The sequence below is a fragment of the Stieleria sp. genome, assembly GCF_041595215.1.
In the GTDB taxonomy this organism is placed as follows: domain Bacteria; phylum Planctomycetota; class Planctomycetia; order Pirellulales; family Pirellulaceae; genus Stieleria; species Stieleria magnilauensis.
Genome location: NZ_JBFHKV010001110.1, coordinates 1 through 2,736 on the forward strand (window position 1 = coordinate 1; position 2,736 = coordinate 2,736).

Annotated in this window: 1 protein-coding gene; it reads left to right on the forward strand. The window is 59.4% G+C overall.

Going from position 1 to position 2,736, the window contains the following annotated elements; all coding sequences use genetic code 11:
• Positions 1-276: 276 nt before the first annotated feature.
• Positions 277-2,736 (forward strand): hypothetical protein (locus ABX749_RS28585; RefSeq protein WP_372899034.1); only part of this gene is annotated, 2,460 nt, incomplete at its 3' end.

The following is a 2,736-nucleotide window of genomic DNA, read 5'->3' on the forward strand; positions in this document are numbered from 1 at the left end:
GCTGATTCAATCAACAGGCCGAGACAACAGTGGCAGAAACAGTGGCGGGACGGCCACGATGCCGACCTCTCGCAAAAAAAAAACACGCTCCCCGCCCGAAAAGGGGGATGAATCACGGCGGCGGTTCGCCGTGTAAGGGACTGGGGACCGGCGCGCTTCACCGCTGCGACGTTCACACGATCGGCGTCGGTCGGTTCCCGATGCGACTCACCGACAATCCGGAAGATTTCGGAATCGGTGTGACCACTGGGCCCTTTTATCAACGAACCAACTCTCATGTCTACTTTCCAGTCAACCGCACACCGTCGTCGTCGCAAGCAAACCCGCCATCGCCGCAGCCGCGCCGAACAGCTTGAACGCCGCGATCTGCTTGCCGCATCGCTGAGTATCGGGGACGCGACCGTCGAGGAGGGCAACCCGGGCGGGGCACCGGCCGAGTTACAGTTTCCGATCACTCGAGGCGGGGATACCAGCGAGGAGTTGACGGTGACTTTCGAAATCTTCGCCGCCGGCGACGATTTGCCCACGGACGATGAGCGAGGCGCTGCCCAACGTGGGCTGGCGGCCGCCGGAGGCAGCGATGCCGATTTCGTCGTTCCGGCCTTCCAGTCGATCACGATCCCGGCCGGTTCGGCCAGCGAAACGTTAACCATCACGGTGAATCCCGATGTCGTCCCCGAAGGCGATGAACGACTGGAAGTGCGATTCAAGTCGGTTGTCGGTGAGGTGACGTTTGCGAGCGACGCGGACACGCGGGCGACGGGAACGATCGTCAATGATGATCAGCCCAACGAACTTCTGGAACTACTTTCGAGTCTCGACACCGACGAGCGAGATCGTCTGATCAGGCAGGTCAAGGACGGATTTGATGACACCTTCGCGGAAATCGTTGCCGGCATCGAAACTGCCATTGACGAGATTTCCGGGGTCCCCATCGTCGGTGGGCAACTCGCTGATGCGGTCGAGCCGGTGCTGACCGAAATCGAGGCGATTCAAACCGATTTGACGGAGTTGGTCGAGACGGTCTTTACTTCAACCAGCGAAAACTTGATCGCCGACTTCCAGAACGCGATGTTCGAGATCCTCGAACCGATCCTGATGGACAGCCCCGATGCGGGTACCGATATTTCGGCGAGCGACATTCTGCTCAGCTACGGCGCCGACGATCTTGATGGTCCAACCGGCGAGGGGGACGGGAATCCGGATCCAGGCACCAGCTGGGTCCAGTTCGACTTTCACCTCGGCCAACGCACCATCCAGGATCTGCCGTTTGAGTTCGATCTCGGTGCCGCCACCGCGTTGCCGGGTCTGGAAGCACTCGGATTGAGTGTCGATGCGTCGGACGGGTTACGATTCGACTTGCAGTGGAACCTGCGATACGGATTCGGGCTCAGTCAGCGCTACGGGATCGACCCGAATTTCGACCTCGACTACTTCTACGTGAACTCCGGCGCGGTCGATGTCACTGGAACGCCGGTGGAAGAGTTCCGCGCCTCGATCGACATCAAGTCCGCGCCCGCCAAAGACGGCGATGGCTTTGATGTGCTCAGCACCGATGCTGGACTGAAAGCCGAAGCGACGATCGGTTTGCTGGCGGCAAAAGTTGAAGATGGGATTCCCTTTGCCGTCGACATCACCGCCGAGCAGGGGTTTGACTTTGGCGGCAGCGAGACGGAGGCCGAATTCACCTTGGTGATTGACGCGGGTGGAGAGGAGCCGGTGGAGGTCGACATCGCAGGTCTCGCGCTGCCGACCGGGGCCGACGATGATCTGGCTGGCGCGCTCGAGAACCTGGGTACGTTTCTGATCGATCTGCAAGCGGAATTGATTGCGCAGTTGGAAGGCAAGTTCAACGACGTCGAGACGACACAGGGCGAAGGCCAAACGGCGCTCGTCCCGGTCACCGTGTCGCTCGATTTTGGCAGCATCAACGGTTTTGCCAACCCGGACCTGCCGACCACGCCCTCGATTGTGCTCAGTGCGGAAATCCCGCAAATCTCATCGATGACGATCATTGGCGGTGGTGAACTTGGCTTTGCCGAAAGCAACCTCGGCAGTCTGCTCGATCCCGGTCCGCTGGGTCAATTCGATGACGGGCGGAGTGCCGCGTTAGGATTTAATGCCTCTCCGTTCGATGAATCGGACTTCACGACCGCCAGCAGCGAAGTCGTGCCGGGCCGGTTCCGGTTGCGCGCCGGCGCTGCAGCCCCTGCGAGCGGGTTGTTGCGGCAGGACACCGAATTCACCCTAGTGCTTAACAATGGCCAGGGTGCCGAATCCGAAGAACGGATCCTGATCTCGATCGGCGAGGAACAGAATCGAGACATCAAGTCGTTGCGAGACCAGCTGAACACCAAGAGTCTGGAATCGGTCTTCCGCGACACGATCAATCAGGCGATCAGTCAACAGCAGAAGAACAATGCGTACGAGACGATTGACGTTCAGATCGATGACGAAGGATTCTTTGTTCTGACTTCGCGGGGCGATGCAGACAACCCGGGGCCGACACTGGACATCGACTATCCCTCGACCGACCAGTCCAAGATTTCGGTGGTGTTTACCGTCGACATTGATGACCCGAACTGGACGCTGTTCAACCAACGACAGAATCCTAATGACCAGGCGTTTCTCGATCGTGTGACCCGCGGCGACATCCAGGACGCGAAGAAGATCACCGATCGATTTCAACCCGAAGCCGAAGCCTCGGTGGCATTAAAACTGCACACCACCGCCGAC